5 protein-coding genes are annotated in these 17,878 nt (G+C 76.1%); all 5 read left to right on the top strand.

Translation table 11 applies throughout. The annotated features are described in order from the left end of the window. The first annotated feature begins 34 nt into the window (after nucleotides 1-34). The 5 genes from AB0K07_RS21760 to AB0K07_RS21740 are packed head-to-tail and all read left to right on the top strand — an operon-like array spanning nucleotide 35 to nucleotide 17,782. The gene (locus AB0K07_RS21760) at nucleotides 35-1,804 is read left to right on the top strand and encodes a non-ribosomal peptide synthetase (protein ID WP_363757241.1); all 1,770 of its coding nucleotides are present in this window, start codon (nucleotides 35-37) and stop codon (nucleotides 1,802-1,804) included. Continuing rightward, nucleotides 1,801-4,908: an AMP-binding protein gene (locus tag AB0K07_RS21755; protein WP_363757240.1), complete on the top strand. Its 3,108-nt coding sequence runs from the start codon at nucleotides 1,801-1,803 to the stop codon at nucleotides 4,906-4,908. Before AB0K07_RS21760 ends, AB0K07_RS21755 begins: the two co-directional genes overlap by 4 nt. Next, nucleotides 4,844-5,683 (top strand): hypothetical protein, encoded by an 840-nt coding sequence (locus tag AB0K07_RS21750; RefSeq protein ID WP_363757239.1) that lies wholly within the window; start codon nucleotides 4,844-4,846, stop codon nucleotides 5,681-5,683. The genes AB0K07_RS21755 and AB0K07_RS21750 overlap by 65 nt, the downstream gene beginning before the upstream one ends. Continuing rightward, complete coding sequence (locus tag AB0K07_RS21745; RefSeq protein WP_363757238.1) at nucleotides 5,680-6,024, top strand: phosphopantetheine-binding protein; 345 nt, start codon at nucleotides 5,680-5,682, stop codon at nucleotides 6,022-6,024. The genes AB0K07_RS21750 and AB0K07_RS21745 overlap by 4 nt, the downstream gene beginning before the upstream one ends. Further along, the gene (locus AB0K07_RS21740) at nucleotides 6,017-17,782 is read left to right on the top strand and encodes an amino acid adenylation domain-containing protein (protein WP_363757237.1); all 11,766 of its coding nucleotides are present in this window, start codon (nucleotides 6,017-6,019) and stop codon (nucleotides 17,780-17,782) included. The genes AB0K07_RS21745 and AB0K07_RS21740 overlap by 8 nt, the downstream gene beginning before the upstream one ends. The last annotated feature ends 96 nt before the right edge of the window (nucleotides 17,783-17,878 follow it).

The raw sequence follows: 17,878 nt of genomic DNA, 5'->3' as shown, positions 1-17,878 counted from the left end.
GAGCCGATGTCGTGATCCGACCCAGCGGACAACTGTGACCGCCGTTCCGAACGCCGGCCCGGGCCGTCCCACCAGTGTTCCCGCCGAGGTGCTGCGCCGAGCCGCCGCGTACCCCGAACGACCCGCGGTCGTCGACCGGCACGGCATCCTGCGTTACCGCGACCTGGTGACCGGCGCGACCGTCCTCGCCGGTGCCCTGGCCCGTGAGCTGCCCGCGCCGGCCGCCCGTGCAGCAGCCGGGCATCCGGACGCGGTCGTGGCGGTGCTCCAACCGCGCACCGCCGCCGCGGTGGTCGGTCCGCTGGCCGCCATGTTCTGCGGCGCCGCCTTCCTGCCGCTGGACCCGGCGCTGCCCACGGCCCGGATCGCCCAGATTCTGGCCGACGCGCGGTGCCGGGTCGCGGTCGCCGCCGAAGAGCTCGTCGAGCGGCTGCCCGCCGAGGTCACCGTCGTCCGCGCCGGCCGCGAGGAGCATCTGCGGCTGCCCGAGCCGGACGACCTGGCGTACCTCATCTCCACCTCGGGCTCGACCGGCCGGCCGAAGCAGGTCGAGGTCACCCACCGGAGCCTGTGGAGGGTGCTGAGCTGGTACGCGCAGTTCTTCCGGCTCGCCCCGGGGGTGCGCACCGCGGCCTTCGCCGGCCTTGCCTTCGACGCCGCCCTGCTGGACATCTGGGCGCCGCTGATCCGCGGCGCGACGGTGGTGCTCGCCGACGAGGAGGTGGCACGGGACCCGGAGCGCATCGCCGAGACCCTGCGCGGGGTGGACCACAGCTTTCTCAGCACCCCGCTGGCCGAGCAGCTGCTGCGCTCCGGGGTGGACACCGGCCGGCTGCGTACCCTGGCCACCGGCGGCGATCGGCTGCGGCTCTGGCCACCCGCCGGCTTCAGCGCGGCGGTGCACAACCTGTACGGCCCCACCGAGGCGACGATCCTGGTCACCGCCACCGGCGACCTGCGCCGCCATACCGATCGGAGCGGACCGCCGCCGATCGGCCGCGCGGTCGCGGGCGCCGTGGTGACCCTCGACGGCGACGGCGACGGCGAGGGGGAGCTGGTGATCGGCGGGCCGGTGCTGGCCCGGGGGTACCGGGCGGCGGGCACCGAGACCGCCACGGCGTTCGGGACCGGCGCCGACGGGGTCTCGCGGCACTACCGCACCGGCGACATCTGCCGCCGCGACGCCACCGGTGAGCTGCACTTCGTCGGCCGCGTCGACGGCCAGGTCAAGATCCGTGGTCAGCGCATCGAGCTGCGCGAGGTGGAGAGCGCCCTGCTCGACCTGCCCGGGGTCGATCAGGCGGTCGCCGGCGCCGTGGACCGCGCCGGGGCGCCCCTGCTGGTGGCCTGGGTGAGCGGCCCGGTCACGCCCGAAGCGGTGCGCGATGGGCTGCGCGACCGGCTGCCCACGGCGATGGTGCCGCACACGGTGGACGTCCGCGACGCCCTGCCACTGACCTCGAACGGCAAGCTGGACCGGGCCGCGTTGCGCGCCGACACCGAGCGGCGCTGGTCGGCCGAGGCCGTCGCCGCCTCGCCCTCGCCCCCGACGACGGCGACCGATCCGGCCGGGGCCGCGGTGGCCGAGGCGTGGCGGACGGTTCTCGGCGCGCCGCCGCGTCCGGAGGACGACTTCTTCCTGACCGGCGGGGACTCGCTGCTCGCGGTGCGGCTCACCGCCCAGCTCCGGCAGGGACTGCGGATCGAGGTCCGCGCGGCGCTGCTCTACCAGCACCGCCGCTACACCGACTACCTCGCCGCCGTGCGGGCGCTCGCCGCGGACGAGGCCGGTGCGGCGCGGTGACCGGCACACTGCTCACCCGCCTGCTCGCCGCCGGCCGACGGCGCCCCGAGGCGACCGCCGTGCACGCCGACGACGGCCGCGTCAGCTGGGGGCGGCTGCTCGACCTGGCCGGCAGGTACGCCGCCGGCTACCGGGCGTACGGCGTCGGCCCCGGCCACCGCGTCGGAGTGCTGCTCGAACCGGGACCACACGCGGTGGCCGCCGCGCTGGGCGCGTTCGCGGTGCGGGCCGCGTACGTGCCGCTGGACCCGGCCCAGCCGCCGTCCCGGATCGGCACGCTGCTCGACGTGGCCGACCCGCTGCTGGTGGTGGCCGAGGCCGCCGTGCCGGGCCGGTCGCTGCTCCGCCCGGCCGCCGTCGCCGGCCGACCGGGCATACCGCTCGCGGACACCGGCGCACCCTCCGACGTGGCGTACGTCGTGCACACCTCCGGCTCCACCGGCACCCCGAAGGCCGTGCAGGTCGAGCACGCCAACCTGGCCAACCTGCTCGTCGACCTGGACGAGCGGGCGCCGGTGCCGGCCGGGCACACCGGCACCTGGTGGACCCGGCCGTCGTTCGACGTGGCGGTCTGGGAGTGCTTCGCGCCGCTGAGCCGCGGCGGCAGCGTGCGGGTCGTCCCCGCCGCGGCCCGCCACGACGGCGCCGCGCTCGCCGCGTTCCTGGACGTGTGCGGGGCGCAGAGCGCCTACGTGCCGCCGGCGTTCCTGCCGGAGCTGCACGCGCTGCTGCGCGCCGAGCCGGGCGCGCTGTCCGGTCTGCGCCGGCTGCTGGTCGGGGTGGAGCCGATTCCCCGCTCGCTGCTGGAGGGGATCGCCCGCAGCCGGCCCAACCTGACCGTGGTCAACGGATACGGCCCGGCCGAGACCACCGTCTGCTGCACCCTGTACGTGCTGCCCCGCCAGGGCGCGACGCCCGGCGAGCGCACCCCGATCGGCACGCCGGTCCGGGGCACCACCCTGCTGCTGCGCCACGCCGACGGGTCGTACCACCGCACCGGCACCGGGGAGCTGGTCGTGGCGGGCGCGGCGGTTGCCCGAGGTTACCTGCGCGCGCCCGCTGGAGCGTCGGCGTTCATCCGGGACCCGACGCACACCGACCGTCGCGCCTACCGCACTGGCGACCTCGTCCGCACCCTGCCCGACGGCAACCTGCTCTTCCTCGGCCGGGCCGACCGGCAGGTGAAGATCCGTGGATTCCGGATCGAACCGGCAGAGGTGGAGGCGGTGCTGCGCGGCCTGCCCGGGGTACGGGACGTGGTGGTCGCCGCCCGGCGGCTCCCCGGCGCCGGTGACGTGCTGGTGGCGTACGTGGCGGCGGATCCGGGCACCGGGCTCACCGAGCGTGCCGCCCGTGGGTACGCGGCCGAGCGGCTGCCGGCGTACGCCGTGCCGGCGGCGGTGCTGCTGCTGCCCCGGCTGCCGCTCACCCCGCACGGCAAGTACGACCACGACCGGCTCGCCGCCCAGCCACTGCGCGCTGCCCGACCCGGCCCCGACGTGCCCGTCGACGGTGACCCGCTCACGGCCGGGTCGGCGCCGGGCCCGCTCGGGTTGGTGCTGGCCACCTGGCGGCGGGTGCTGCCGGTCCGGGACGTCCGCGCCGGGGACACCTTCGTGGCGCTGGGCGGCACCTCACTGGCCGCCGCCCGCGTGGCGGCCTGGCTCAGCGAGCGCACCGGCGTCACGGTGAGCGCCGCCGACGTGCTGCGGGCGGACGACGCCGCCGCGCTCGCCCAACGGCTCACCGCCGCCGGCGCGCCTGAACCCCGCCCGATCCCCGCTGGCCCGCGCCGCCCGGCCTCCGTCGACGGGTCCGGTTCCGTCGGGGCGCGGCACGCGCCGCTGACCCCCGAGCAGCTCGGTGTCTGGCTGCACGACGAGTTGCACCCGGGCAGCACCCTCTACTGCGAGCCGGTCCGCTTCGGCACGGACGCGCCGGTGGACGTGCCCCGCCTGCTCGACGCGTTGCGCCGGGCGCTGGCCGGGCATCCCGCGTTCGGCGCCGGGCTGCGGCTCGTCGACGGGCTGCCCGAGCTGGTGCTCGACCGGCACCGCCCCGAGGTGCAGGTGTGCCGGCTCGCCGACCGCGCCGCGCTCGACGCCGCCGTGCGGGCCCACGCCGAGCGGCCCTTCGACACCACCGCCGACCCGCTGGTGCGCTGCCTCGTGCTGACCGCCGGACGGCGTACCGAGCTGCTGCTGGTCTGGCACCACCTGGTGGTGGACGCCTGGTCGCTGCGGCTGTTCCTGGCCGACGTCACCCGCTGCCACGCCGACCCGGCCTGGTCCCGTCCGGTGTCCGCCACCACCGTGTGCGACCTGGGGCTGCGCCGGTCGGCGTGGGCGGCGGGGGAGACGGGGCAGGCAGCCGTCGCCGCCGCCGTGGCCCGGGTCCGCGGCGTACCGGAGCCGGTGCCGGGCGCCCACACCGAGCGGACCGTGCTGACCCGGCCGGTGCGGGCGTCGGCCGCCGCGCTGTCCCACCCCGGCGGCGGCACCGCCACCGAACTGGTCGCCGCCGCGTACGCCCGCGCGCTGGGCGGGCTGCTGGACCGGGACACCGTGCTGATCGGCTGCGCGAGCGACACCCGCCGGGCCGCGGACGAGTTCGACATCGCCGGGTACGCGGTGAACACCGTCCTGCTGCGCTGCGACGACGTGCGGGCCGGCGAGTGGGCCGAACTGGTCGACCGGGTCGGCGGGCAGCTGCGGCGGGTCGCGGCCGAGCAGGCCCCGTTCGCCGCCGTGGCGCGGGAGCTACGGCGCGGCACCGGAGCGCCGCCGGGGACCTACCCAACGTGCTACCTGGACTCGGTGGAGGAACCGGAGCTGGTCACCGGCGCGGTCCGCTGGCAGCGGCGGGAGCTGCACCGCGCCGCCAACCGCTTCCCGCTCTGCCTCACCCTGCGCCACTCGGCGTCCGGCGCGCTGTCGATCCTCGTCGAAGCCGACGGCGGGGTGCTCGACCGGCCCGCCGTCACGGCGCTCGCCACCGCCGTCACCGATCAGCTCGAGGCGTACGCACAAGGAGATCCCGATGGCACGGACGATCGCGTTGCAGCAGGTCGCCGACGGACGGGCCGGGTGCCTGCTGACGATTGAGTTCTCCGGTGACTCCACCGGGGCCGGCCTGGCCGCAGCGCTCGCCACGGCCGAGGCCGACGCCCCGCGTGGTCCCCGGCCAGCCGGCACGGACCCGGTCGCCGCCGACCGGCACCAGGTCTGGCGACTGGACCCGGTGACCAGTGTGGAGCTGGACAGCGGGCTGCCCGATCACGCCACCCTGGCCGACGCCGCCGCGGCCGAGTTCCTGCGCCGCCGACCGATCGGCCCGGGGCCGCTCACCGTGGTCGGATACTGCAGCGCGGCGGTCTTCGCCGGGCACCTGACCCGAGCCCTGGTCGTGGCGGGGTCGCCACCGGACGCGCTGGTCCTCGTGGCGGCCACCGTGCCGGACGAGCGGACCGCCTGGCGGGAGTACGCCACGCTGCACCACAAACTGACCGGCGAGGCCGCGCCGCCGCCCGTTCCGGCCGAGCCGCACGCGGTCGTGGCGCGCTGGCGGGCCGAGCTGACCGGGCACGCCCGCACGTTCGTCGCCGCGCAGGGCTTCCCTCCGGGCGAGGCGGAGACCGCCGCGCAGGAGATCGCCGGCCGCTACCTGGCCTGGCTCTGGTTCCTGCTGGACGCCGCCCGGGCCGGCGAGGCGCGGGTGCCCTGCCCGGTCACCGTGCTGGCCGACGACGCGCAGGCTCTCGACCGGCTGGCATACCGGCCGGCCGTCGCGGCCTCTCGCCCGGCGACGGGCCGTACGACATCGCCAGACCACAGCGGCGCCGGCGTGGGGGCCGGCGCGGACGACGGGGGGACAGCATGACGATGAACGGACAACCGGTACGGGCCGACGCACTCGGACGGGTCGTCGCGGACGCCTGGGGGGCGGCGTTGGGCGTGGACGGGCTCACCGAGCGGGACCACTTCTTCGAGCGCGGCGGCGACTCGCTCGCCGCCGCCCGGATGGCCGCGCAGCTGCGTACCGCGCTGGACGTGCGGGTGCCGCTCAACGCGGTCTTCGAGCACCCCACCCTGGGCGGGTTCACCACGGCGCTGCGCGCCGAGCACGGGTCGGCGGTGGACGAGGCCGCCGCGCTGTACCTGAGTGTGCTCGCCTGCTCGGAGGCGGACGCCGAGGCGCTGCTCGGACGCCTCGATGACTGACCTGCTCTCGCCGCGCAAGGCGGCGCTGCTGGCGGCCCTGCGCGCCCGCCAGGCGATCGTGCCCGCCCCGCCGTCCTCCACCCCGGACGGCCCCGCGCCCGGGTCGGCGGATCCCCGGGTGGTCTCCGCCGGTCAGCGGCAGATGTGGTATCTCGAGCAGGCCAACCCGGGTGACCCGGCGTACCTGGCGCCGGTGGCGTACCGGCTGCGGGGGGCGTTGGACGTGCCGGCGCTCGCCGCGGCGGTGGACGCCCTGGTCGCCCGGCACGAACCGCTGCGCACCACGCTGCGCCTCGACGGCGACGACGTGGTGCCGGTGCTCCGGCCGCCCGGCACCGGGCTGCTGCGGCTCGCCGACCTGACCGGTCTGCCCGGCGCGGCCCGGGAGACCGAGCTGAACGCCCGGCTGGCCGCCGAGGCCGCCACCCCGCTCGACCTGACCGACGGCCCGGTGCTGCGGGCCACGCTGTTCCGGCTCACCGACACCGAGCACGCGCTCGCGCTGACCGTCCACCACGTCGCGGTCGACGAGTGGTCGTTGCGGATCGCCGCCGCCGAGCTGGCCGAGCGGTACGCGGCCCAGCGGGCCGGACGGGTGCCCGCGCTGCCGGACCTGCCATGCTCCTATCCGGACTGGGCCGCCCGCCAGCGGCGCTGGTTGGCCGGTCCGCAGGCCGCGGCGCAGCGGGACTGGTGGCGGGAACGACTGTCCGGCGCGCCCCCGGTGCCCGAGCTGCCCGGCGGCCTCGCCCGGACGGCCGCGCCGACCAACGCGGGCGGCACCCGTATCGCGCCGCTGGACGTGCCGGCGGAGACGCTGCGGGCGGCCTGCCGCCGGCTCACCGTGACCCCGTACCTGCTGCTGTTCGCCGCGTTCCAGGTGCTGCTGGCCCGCTGGACCGGCAGTGACGACGTGCCGGTCGGCACCCCGGTCGGCAACCGCCGCGACCCGGACACCGAGCCGCTGATCGGCCTGCTCGTCAACACCCTGGTGATCCGCGCCGACCTGACCGGCGACCCCAGCTTCGCGGAGCTGACCGCTCGGGTCCGCGCCGCCGTGCTCGCCGCGCAGGAGCACCAGGAGCTGCCGTTCGAGGAGCTGGTGGCCGTCGCCCGGCCGGCCCGCCGCGCCGGGCGCGACCCGCTGTTCCAGGTGATGTTCCTGTACGCGGACGCCACCGCGCCGCTGCCGCTGCCCGGCATCGAGGTCAGCCCGATCGAGGTCCCGACGGCCACCGCCAAGTTCGACCTGACCGTGGCGGTACGGCCCGGCCCCGGCGGGCTGGAGGCGGCACTGGAGTACCGCACCGATGTGTTCGACGCCGCCACGGTGGACCGGTTCGCCGCGGCCTTCCGTACCCTGCTCGCCGACCTGCTCGCCGACCCGGACGCCCCGGTGCGGGCCGCCCGGCTGCTCACCGACGCCGACTTCGAGCTGATCCTGCGCACCTGGAACGACACCGCCACCGACGCACCCGAGGTCGGCTCGGTGCACGCCCTGATCGAGCGGCAGGCCCGCCGCCACCCCGACGTTGTGGCGGTCACCGACCGGGCACGGACGCTGACCTACCGGGAGGTGGACGCCCGCGCCGAGGCCCTCGCCGCGACCCTGCGTGAGCGCGGCGTCGGCGTCGGCGACCTGGTGGGCGTCCTGCTCGACCGGAGCGCCGCGCTGCCGGTCGCGATCCTCGCGGTGCTCAAGGCCGGCGCCGGGTACGTGCCGCTGGACCCGGCGCACCCGCCCGCCCGGCTGCGCTGGGTGCTCGACGACACCGCCGCGCGGGTGGTGCTCACCTCGGCCGCGCTGCGCTCCCGGCTGCCGGCCGGCCCGGCCGAGCCGGTCGAGGTGGATTTGAGCGCGCCGGCCGGGCCCGACACCGTGCCGCCGGCACCGGTCGGCCCCGACGACCTGGCGTACGTCATCCACACCTCCGGGTCCACCGGGCACCCCAAGGGCGTGCTGGTCACCCACCGGGGCGTGGTCAACTACCTGCGCTGGGCCGCTGCGGCGTACCGGATCGGACCGGGCGACGAGGTGCCGGTGCACTCCTCGGTCGGCTTCGACCTCACGGTGACCAGCCTGCTGGTGCCGCTGGCCGCCGGCGGCACCGTGCACCTGCTCGACGACGACGCCGGCCCGGCCGCCCTGGGCGCGGCGCTGCTCGACCGGAGCAGCCCGTACGGCCTGGTCAAGCTCACCCCGGCCCAGTTGGAGATCGTCAACCGGCAGGTCACCGAGGCCGGGGCGCCCGGCCGGACCCGGCTGTTCGTGATCGGCGGGGAGAACCTGCGCGCCGACCAGATCGCGCACTGGCGGGCGCACGCCCCCGGCACCCGGCTGGTCAACGAGTACGGCCCGACCGAGACGGTGGTCGGCTGCGCCGTGCACGAGGTCGGCCCGGACACCCCGCAGCACGGCTCGGTGCCGATCGGCCGGCCGATCGCCAACACCGCGCTGTACGTGCTGGACGACCGGCTCGACCCGGTCCCGGTCGGCCTGCCCGGCGAGTTGTACGTCGGCGGTGCCGGCGTCGCCCGCGGTTACCTCAACCGGCCCGGCCTGACCGCCGACCGGTTCGTGCCGGACCCGTTCGCGGGCGGCGGGCGGCGGCTCTACCGCACCGGCGACCTGGCCCGGTACCGCCCGGACGGCACGCTGGAGTTCCTGGGCCGCGCCGACCGGCAGATCAAGCTGCGCGGCCACCGGATCGAGCCCGGCGAGGTGGAGGCGGCGCTACGCCGGCTGCACCCGGACGGGGAGGTCGCCGTCGTGCTGCGGCACGACGGCCCGGACGACGCCCGGCTGGTCGCCTACCTCACCGGCGACCCGGATCCGGCCGCCCTGCGCGCCGGTCTGCGCGCGGACCTGCCGGAGCACCTGGTGCCGGCCGCGTTCGTGGGCGTGCCCGCCCTGCCGCTGACCGGCAACGGCAAGCTCGACGCGTCCGCCCTGCCCGCACCGGCGAGGGACGGCACCGACACCGGGCGCGCGCCGACCAGCGACCCGACCGACGTGGACGCCGATCAGCCGGCGGCGGGCGCGGTGGCGTCGGCCGGCGACCGGGCGGAGGCCCGCAGGTTGGTGGCCGAGGTGTGGCGCGAGGTGCTCGGCGTGCCCCGGGTCGGCGAGCGGGAAAACTTCTTCGACCTCGGTGGACACTCGCTGCGGCTGCTGGCCGTCCACCGGCTGCTGGTCGACCGGCTCGGGCCGGTGGTCACGGTCACCGACCTGTTCCGGCACACCACCGTCGAGGCGCTGGCCGACGTGCTGGCCGCCGCCGCGCCAACCGTCGTGGCGCGCCCAGCCGCGGAACGTGCCCGGGTGGCGGATCGGACGGTGCCCGGGCCCACCCGGACCGCAGCCCCGGCCGACGCGATCGCCGTGGTCGGGATGGCCTGCCGCTTCCCCGGAGCCCGGACACCCGAGGAGTTCTGGCGGATCATCCGCGACGGCGTCGAGACGGTCCGCGAGTTCAGCACCGCCGAACTGCTCGCCGACGGCGCCGACCCCGCACTCGTCGACGACCCGGCGTACGTGCGCCGGGGCAGCGAACTGGCCGACATCGACCGCTTCGACGCGGCCTTCTTCGGCTTCACGCCGCGCGAGGCGCAACTGCTCGACCCGCAGCACCGGTTGCTGCTGGAGTGCGCCTGGGAGGCGTTGGAACGCGCCGGGCACGACCCGGAGGCGTACCCGGGGCAGATCGGTCTGTTCGCCGGCTCCGGACGCAGCACCTACCTGCTGGAACACCTGCTCACCGACCCGGACCTGATGGACGCGGTGGGCGGCTACCAGCTCGCGCTGAGCAACGACAAGGACTTCCTGGCCAGCCGGGCGTCGTACAAGCTGAACCTCACCGGCCCGAGCGTCAGCGTCAGCACCGCCTGCTCCAGCTCGCTGGTCGCCGTGCACCTGGCCCGGCAGAGCCTGCTGACCGGCGAGTCCGACCTGGCGGTCGCCGGCGGTGTCAGCGTCATCCCGGCGCAGCGGCAGGGCTACCTGCACCACGACGGCGGCCTGTTCTCCCCGGACGGGCACTGCCGGCCGTTCGACGCCGACGCCCGGGGCGCCATCGCGGCCAGCGGCATCGGGCTCGTCGTCCTGCGCCGACTCACCGACGCGATCGCCGACGGCGACCTGATCCACGCCGTGATCCGCGGCTCGGCGGTGAACAACGACGGCGCCCGGCGAGCCGGCTACTCGGCCCCCGGTGTCCCCGGCCAGGTCGAGGTGGTCAGCCGGGCGCTCGCCACCGCCGGCGTGAGCCCGCGCGACATCGGCTTCCTGGAGGCGCACGGCACCGGCACCCTGTTCGGCGACCCCATCGAGGTCAGCGCGCTCACCGAGGCGTTCCGGCGCGGCACCGCCGACCGGCAGTTCTGCGCGCTCGGTTCGGTCAAGGCCAGCATCGGGCACACCGACGCCGCCGCCGGGGTCGCCGGGCTGATCAAGGCGGTGCTGGCGTTGCGACACCGCACGCTGCCGCCGGCGGTGAACGTCCGGCGGCCCAACCCGGCGATCAACCTGCCGGCCAGCCCCTTCCATCTACCGGCGCAGGCGCGGCCCTGGCCGGCCGACGGTCAGCCCCGCCGGGCGGCCGTCAGCTCACTCGGAATGGGCGGCACCAACGCGCACGTGGTGCTGGAGGAGGCGCCCGAACCAGCCACCCCGCCCATCCCGCCGACACCGGCCGGGCCGGAGCTGCTGGTGCTCTCCGCGCGGACACCCGCCGCGCTGGACCGGGCCACCGAGGCGCTGCGGGGACACCTCGACGCGTACCCCGGGCTGGGTCTGCCGGAGGTGGCGGCGGCGCTGGGCCGGCGGCAGTCGATGGCGTACCGGCGGGCCGTGGTCTGCGGTGACCGCGCCGACGCGGTCGACGCGCTGGCCACGCCGGAGCGGCTGCTCAGCGCCGCGCCGGACCGGACCGACGCCGGGCTGGCGTTCGTCTTCCCGGGCCACGGCGCGCAGCATCCCGGGATGGGGGCGGGGCTGTACCGCGCCGAGCCCCGCTACCGGGCCGTGGTGGACGAGTGCGCGGACCTGCTGCGCGAACCCCTCGGGCTGGACCTGCGCCGGGTGCTCGCCCCTGACGCTGCCGACGACGAGGTGGCGCGGCGGCTGCTCACCGAACCCCGGATCATCCAGCCCGCGCTCTTCGTCACCGAGTACGCGCTCGCCCGGCTGCTGCTCGACCGGGGGCTGCGGCCGGACCTGCTGGTCGGGCACAGCCTCGGCGAGTACGTGGCCGCCTGCCTCGCCGGTGTCTTCGATCTCGCCGACGCGCTGCGACTGGTCTGCGCCCGCAGCCGGTTGGCCCAGTCCACCGAGCCGGGCGCGATGCTCGCCGTCGCGCTGCCCGAGGCGGCCATCGCCCCGCTGCTCGATCCGGAGGTCTCACTCGCCGCGGTCAACGCTCCCGGGTTGTGCGTGCTGTCCGGCCGACCGGCGGCACTGGACGCGGTGGCCGCCCGGCTGCGCGCCGAGCAGGTCGAGTGCCAGCCGCTGCCGGCCGACCGGGGTTTCCACTCCGCGCTGCTCGACCCGGTGCTCGACGAGTTCCGGGCCGAGGCCCGCCAGGTCACCTACCGGGCGCCCCGACTGGCGTTCCTGTCCAATGTGACCGGAGCGGCGGCCACCGCCGAGCAGGTCACCGACCCGGAGTACTGGGTGCGGCACCTGCGCGGCACGGTCCGCTTCGCCGACTGCGCCGCGCTGCTGGCCCGCGCCGAGCTGGTGGTCGCCGAGGTCGGCCCCGGGCACACCCTGGGCGGGCTGGTCCGCCAGGCCGGCGTCGCCCCTGACCGGGTGGTGCCGGTGATGCGCCACCCCCGCGCCGACGCCGACGACCAGCGGATGGCGCTGGCGGCGGTGGGTCGGCTGTGGCTGGCCGGGGTGCCGGTGGACTGGTCGGCCTTCCACGGCGGACCGTGGCGCCGGGTGGAGCTGCCCACCTACCCGTTCGAGCGGCAACGGCACTGGGTCGAGCGCGGCGCGCGGACGCGGCTCGCCAGCGGCGTCGCCGCCCCGCCCGCCGCCCCGGTCGAGCCGGAGCCGACCGACCTGGCGACGGGCAACCGGCCGGCGCTGCCGACCACCTTCGTGGCACCCCGCGGCCCGGCCGAGCGGGCGGTGGCGGCGATCTGGACGGAGCTGCTGGGCATCGCACCGGTCGGTGCCCACGACGACTTCTTCGCGTTGGGCGGGCACTCGCTGCTCGCCACCCAGCTCGTCGTACGGGTGCACGCCCGGCTCGGGGTGGCGCTGCCGATCGAGACGGTCTTCGCGACGCCGACCGTCGCCGGCATCGCCGCCGCGCTGCCCACGACCGTCGAGCCGGCGGTCGACGGAGCAGCGCTTGTCGTGGCCGCCGAACCCCGGCCCGAGCCGCCGGAGCGCATCCCGCGTGGCCCGGCCGGCCCCGCGCCGGTCTCCTCCGGCCAGCGCCGGCTCTGGTTCCTCGAGCAGGTCCACGACCAGCTGGCGTACGTGGCGTTCAGCGCCCTGCGCCTGCACGGCGACCTGCGGGTGGACGTGCTGGGCGCCGCGCTCACCGAGCTGATCCGCCGCCACGACGTGCTGCGGACGGTGTTCGAGCCGGGGCCGGACGGCGGCGACCCGGTGCAGGTGGTCCGCCCCGCCGAACCGGTGCCGCTGACCGTGCGGGACCTGCCCGCCGCCCCGCCCAGGGCGGACGGCGACCTCGCCGAGCGGGAACGTCTCGCACTGGTCGCGGTGGCCCGCGAGCCGTACGACCTGGCCACCGGGCCGCTGTTCCGCCCGGTGCTGTTCCGCAGCGCCCCCGACCGGCACGTGCTGGCGCTCGCCATGCACCACATCGTCTCCGACGGCTGGTCGCTCGGGGTGATCCGGGCCGAACTCGGCGCCCTCTACGACGCGTACCTGGCCGGCGCGCCGTCGCCGTTGCCCGAGCTGCCGGTGCGCTACGCCGACTACGCCCGCTGGCAGCGGACCCGCGCCGACGCCGACGACGGCCTCGCCTACTGGACGCGGCAACTGGCCGGCGCGCCCACCGCCGTGGAGCTGCCCACCGACCGGCCCCGCCCGCCGGTGCAGTCCTTCGACGGCGCGGTGGCCCGGCGTACCCTCCCGGCGGAGCTGGTCGAGCAGGTCCGTGAGCTGGGGCGGCGGCACGGCGCCACGCTCTACATGACGGTGCTCGCGGCCGTGCAGACGCTGCTGTACCGCTACACCGGCCAACGTGACGTCTGCGTCGGTTCGCCGGTGGCCGGCCGGGTCCGCGCCGAGCTGGAGCCGCTGGTCGGCTTCTTCCTCAACAGCCTCGTGCTGCGGACCACGCTGGAGGACGGGTGGGGCTTCGGCCGGCTGCTCGAGGACGTCCGCCGCACCGCGCTGGCCGCGTACGACCATCAGGAGGTGCCCTTCGAGCGGGTGGTGGACGCCCTCGACGTGCCCCGCGACCTGAGCCGCAACGCGCTGTTCCAGGTGATGGTGAACCTGCTCAACCTGCCGGACGAGCCGTTGACGATGGGCGGGCTGCGCGCCGAGCCGCTCAGCGTGGAGAACGGCACCGCCCAGGTCGACCTCACCCTGTACGCGTACGACCGGCCGGAGGGGCTGCTCTGCTGCCTGGAGTACACGACCGCGCTCTACGACGAGGCCACCGCCCAGCGGATGCTGGCACACCTGGAGCAACTGTTGCGCGGTGTGGTCGCCGAGCCGGGCCGGCCCCTGACCGAGGTGGAGATCCTCACCCCGGCCGAGCGGGAGCGGCAGCTCGTCGGCTGGAACGACACCGACCGGCCGGTGCCACCGGTGACGCTGACCGCGCTGGTGCAGGAGCAGGTGGCCCGCACCCCGGACCGGCCGGCGGTCACCTCCGGGTCGACGACCCTGACGTACGCCCAGCTCAACGTGCGTGCCAACCGGCTCGCCCGGCGGCTGCGCCGGGTCGGGGTGGGGCGGGACACCACCGTGGCGGTGTCGCTGGAACGCTCCGCCGACCTGCTGGTCGCGCTGCTCGCCGTGCTCAAGGCCGGCGGTGCGTACGTGCCGCTGGACCCGTCGTACCCGCTGGACCGGCAGCGCTGGGTGCTCACCCACAGCCAGGCCGTCGCGCTGGTCACCGAGGCCGGGCCGGCGGAGTCCTTCGCCGACTTCCCCGGCCCGGTGCTGCGGGTCGACGCCCCCGGCGACGCCGTCGAGTCCTGCCACGACCTGGAGCCGGTCACCACACCGGACGACCTGGCGTACGTGCTCTACACCTCGGGGTCGACCGGGCGGCCGAAGGGCGTCCGGGTCAGCCACGCCTCGGTGGTGAACCTGCTGACCGCGATGGCCGACACCCCCGGGCTGAACGCCGACGACACCCTGGTCGCGCTGACCACGTTCGCCTTCGACATCTCGGTGCTGGAGCTGTTCGGGCCGCTGACGGTGGGCGCCCGGGTGGTCGTCGCCGGCCGGGACGTCGGCTACGACGCGGGCGCGCTGGCCGAACTGCTGCATGCCGAGGGGGCCACCGTGCTCCAGGCCACCCCGGCGACGTGGCGGCTGCTGCTGGCCGCCGGCTGGCCCGGGCAGCCGAGCCTGCGGGCGCTCTGCGGCGGGGAGGCGCTGCCCGCGCCACTGGCCCGCGACCTGGCACCCCGGGTCGGTGAGCTGTGGAACATGTACGGCCCGACCGAGGCGACCATCTGGTCCACGGTGGCCCGGATCGACGCCGACGCCGAGGTCACCATCGGCCGTCCCATCGCCAACACCCGGGCGTACGTCCTCGACGCGGCCCTCCGGCCGGTGCCGGTGGGGGTGGTCGGCGAGCTGTACCTGGGCGGCGCCGGGGTGGCCCGGGACTACTGCGACCAGGCGGCGCTCACCGCGGACCGGTTCCTGCCCGACCCGTTCGGTGACCGACCCGGTGCCCGGCTCTACCGCACCGGCGACCTGGCCCGATACCGCGCGGACGGCCGGCTGGAGTGCCTGGGCCGCAACGACTCGCAGGTCAAGGTGCGCGGCTTCCGGATCGAGCTGGGTGAGATCGAGGCGGCCCTGCACCGGCACCCCGCGGTGCGGGAGAGCGCCGTCGTGGTCCGCGACCTGGACGGTGAACCCGCCCTGGTCGGCTACCTGGCGCTGCACTCCGGTGCCGACGACCCGGGCGCCGGCGGCTGGCGGGCGTTCCTGCGCGACTGGCTGCCCGACCACATGGTGCCGGCGGTGTTCGTGCGGCTCGACGCGCTGCCGCTGACCGCGAACGGCAAGCTCGACCGGGCCGCGCTGCCGGCACCGGAGCGCGGCGGCGCCCGGAGCGGGGTCGAGCTGGCCGCGCCGGCCACGCCGGTGCAGGAGGCGCTCGCCGAACGCTGGGCGCAGGTGCTCGGCTACGACCGGGTGGGCATCGACGACGACTTCTTCGACCTGGGTGGGGACTCGTTCACCGCGATCCGGGCGCTGGCCGGCAGCGAGCCCCCGATCAGCGTGCTGGACCTGTTCCGGCACCCCACCATCCGGGGGCTCACCGCCCACCTCGACGGAAACGCCGGCGCTCCGGCGCGGCTGTGGCACGAGCTGACCCCGTCGCGGAACGCCGCGCCGGCGGTGACCGTGCTCTGCGTACCGTTCGCCGGCGCCGGCGCGGTCATCTTCCAACCGCTGGCCGCGGCCATGCCGGACCAGGTGGCCCTGCTCGCGCTGCAACGACCGGGGCACGACCTGAACCGGGCGGACGAGCCGGCGCTGGAGCTGGACGAGCTGGTCGACGCCTGTGTGGCGGAGGTGACCGCGGGCGTCAGCGGTCCGCTGATCATCTACGGGCACTGCATGGGTGGCGCCACGGCGGTCGAGCTGGGCCGACGGCTGGAACTGGCCGGCGTCGACCTGCGCCGGGTGGTGATCGGCGGGCACTTCCCGGCACCCCGACTGCCGGGCCGGCTCGCCGGCTGGTTCCGGCGGATCTTCCCGCTGGAGCGGTGGACCTCGAAGCGGCACGCGCTGGACTTCCTGCGCGCCATGGGGTTCTTCACCGACGTGCTCGACGATCGGGAGAAGGACTTCCTGATGACGGTCTTCCTCGCCGACAGCCGGATGGGGGAGGAGTACTACACCGGCGTGTACGCCACCGGGCCGGAGAGCCGGCTCGCCACGCCGCTGGTCTGTGTGATCGGCACCAGGGACCGGGCCACCGAGCTGTACGAGGAACGCTACCTGGAGTGGACGTACTTCGCCGACACGGTGTCCCTGCGCACGATCGAGGGTGCGGGCCACTACTTCCAGAAGCACCAGGCACCTGAACTCGCCGACATCATCCTGGCCGAGCCCGCTGAGCCGACCGAGCCCCCTGAGCTTGCCGAGCCCGCCGAGCCGACCGGTCGTGTGCCGGCGGGTGTTCCCGAACCGGGCGCCCGGCGCACCGGCCGGACCGACGCCGGGCTCGGGGTGTTCTTCGCCGTCGCGTTCGGACAGCTCGTGTCACTGATCGGCACCGGGCTGACCGGTTTCGCGCTGGCGCTCTGGGTCTACCAGCGCACCGGCTCCATCTCCTGGTTCGCGGTCGCGTCGGTGCTGGCCCTGCTGCCCGCCGTGGTGCTGTCCCCGATCGCCGGGGCGGTGGCCGACCGGTGGGACCGGCGACTCGTCATGATCGCCGCGGACACCTTCGCCGCCTGCGGCACGGTCACCCTGGCGGTGCTGCTCTGGTTCGGCCGGGCGCAGCTCTGGCACGTCTTCGCCGCGCTCACCGTCAGCGCGATCGCCACCGCTTTCCAACAACCCGCGTACCTGGCCGCGGTGACGCAGTTGGTGCCCAAGCGCTACTACGGCCGGGCCAACGGCATCATCTCGCTGGGCGCGGCGACCAGCACGGTGCTCGCCCCGCTCGCCGGTGGCGCGCTGGTGGTCGCGATCGGGCTGCGCGGCATCGTCCTGCTCGACCTGGCCACCTTCGCCGTGGCGGTCGGCATCACCCTGGCCGTGCGCTTCCCCGACCGGCTGTTCAAGCGGCGCGAGGAGTCGTTCGGCCAGGAGGTGCTGGGCGGCTGGCGGTTCATCGCCCGCCGGCACGGGCTGCTCGCAATGATCATGCTCACCGCCGCGCTCAACTTCTTCTTCGCCATGGTCGAGGTGCTGGCCACCCCGCTCACCCTGTCCTTCGGTGACCCGTCGGTGCTCGGCGTGGTGCTCGCCTCCAGCGGCGCCGGGCTGCTGCTCGGCAGCATCGCGATGGGCGTCTGGGGCGGCACGGCCCGGCGGATGACCGGCATCCTGTCCAGCGTGCTGGTGCTCGCGGTCGCCATGGTCACCGTCGGCCTGCGGCCGGAACCGATCTTCCCGGCGCTCGGCCTGTTCGGTCTGGGGTTGACCTCGGCGCTGGTGAACAGCCACTGGTTGGCGATCGTGCAGGCCAAGGTGGGGCTGGAGTTGCAGGGCCGGGTCCTGGCCACCACGCTGATGCTCTCCTGGCTGATGGTGCCCGCCGGGTTCCTCTGCGCCGCCCCGCTGGCCGAGCGGGTGTTCACCCCGCTGGCGTCCACCGGCGGCGCCACCGGTCAGGTGCTGGGTGTCCTGATCGGCCACGGGCCGGGTCGGGGCATCGCCCTGACCGCCGTCGCGGCCGGCCTGTGCACCCTCGCCCTCGCAGTCCTCGGGTGGGCGTACCGGCCGATCCGGCGCCTGGAGGACGAACTGCCGGACGCCGACCCGGGCACCGTCGTGCTCAGCGACAAGGACCGGATCCAGGAGCTGGCCGACCGCCAGCTGGCCGAGCTGGCCGGGCGCCGTTGACCCGCCGCCGGTGGTGCGCGCCCCGGTCGATCCGCCAGGATGGGCCGGGGCGTCGCCGGGCTGGCGCCCCGCACCGAGCAACCCCCGTGCCCGCTG

The organism is Micromonospora sp. NPDC049301, assembly GCF_040678715.1.
In the GTDB taxonomy this organism is placed as follows: domain Bacteria; phylum Actinomycetota; class Actinomycetes; order Mycobacteriales; family Micromonosporaceae; genus Micromonospora.
Note: the sequence above shows the minus strand (reverse complement) of the source record. Positions and strands in the feature narration are given on the sequence as shown.